Origin of the sequence: Campylobacter sp. BCW_6465, assembly GCF_001762815.1 — a bacterium.
Taxonomy (GTDB): Bacteria; Campylobacterota; Campylobacteria; order Campylobacterales; family Campylobacteraceae; genus Campylobacter_D; species Campylobacter_D jejuni.
In genome coordinates, this window is record NZ_MJXN01000098.1 from 1 (window position 1) to 1,294 (window position 1,294).

The 1,294-nt window shown below is 29.2% G+C and carries 1 protein-coding gene and 1 pseudogene; one reads left to right on the forward strand and one right to left on the reverse strand.

The features are described from left to right. Positions 1-329, forward strand: a pseudogene (locus AJ886_RS07075) (hypothetical protein); the annotation flags it as partial. A 3-nt stretch (positions 330-332) separates the two neighbouring features. On the opposite strand, the gene AJ886_RS07080 reads toward AJ886_RS07075, so the two are convergent. Further along, positions 333-1,294 (reverse strand): hypothetical protein (locus tag AJ886_RS07080; RefSeq protein WP_070287458.1); only part of this gene is annotated, 962 nt, incomplete at its 5' end.

The following is a 1,294-nucleotide window of genomic DNA, read 5'->3' on the forward strand; positions in this document are numbered from 1 at the left end:
TTTTAAAAAGTTTGGTAAAAAATTTAAAAGATATTAAAACAAAACAACAAAGCTCTAAATTAAATAATGATTATTCTTCTATTAGTATTAAAGATTTTGAAAGCATTGTTAATAATATACCCTTAATCAAATCCACGAGATTGATCAATATTTTAGCCCTTAGCCTAATCGCAAAAGAATTATATACTCCCATCTTTGAAGAAATGGAAGAAAATATGTTTATTAAATATCTTGAAGCTGCCATACAAAACAATATCAAAGAAGATAAGATTCTTTTTGAAAATCTTACCATCAAAGCATTGGAAAAGTATATTAAAGATTTTGAGTGATTTTTACTCTTTGATATTATGCTCTTTAGCATAAGCTAGTATTTTAGCTCGAAGTTCTTGCGGAAAATTATATCTATAAATAGCAGGAATTCTTGGATCAAGGAGTCTATCAAGTTTGTGTCTTTTATAATACCATTCTAGATTTTCAGGTGTAAAATAATAAGGGGCATTAGGATAGCCTTGAGGAGGAGTTAGGGCTGCTAGTTTGGCATGTAGTATTAAAGTATCATTAAAAAGTTGTGCTTCTTCTTCACTCCAATCATTAGGTGTATCTGTTCCATAGCCTTGCAGCATGCCATTTTTATACCCTCCCCTATGACGATCAAATTCCCTTCTGCTTTCATAAGTAGAATCTATATCCCTTGGATCTTTTATTTTACCCTCAACTATATCACTTCTTAAGGCTTTATACATACTTCCAAATTCATCACTAGCAATTCTATATTTATTATAATCAATTACCCAATCTACTCCCATAATCTCATCTATAAAAGGAAGCATACCAAATTCATCAGGTTTTAAAGTCTTAGCTAAGGTTTTAATTTCTTGTTCTCTTAAAGGATTTTTATGCACTCCTACTAAACCACTTCCTACTGCAATATCTGCATAACCATAAATAGCACCTAATAAATTAGGTTTATCTAATATACTACTTCCTCCACTTAATTGTATATAAAGTATAGTAGCTTGGATAAATCTTGCATTAAAACCATTTTGAGACATATCATTAGCTAGGTATTTATAATCACCTAATATTCCTGCTGCCATACCCCATTCATTATGAAATAAACTTGATCTTAGATTATGTTTATTATCATCTACTGTTCTATATAATTCTTCATATTTAGGATCTACATTTCCTTTTTCATCTACAGCTCCTATAGATTCATAAGGTATATCTATAACAACACTTCTTATACCACTTCTTATAACTAAATATTTATATCTTTCTTTTTTAGTTTTTA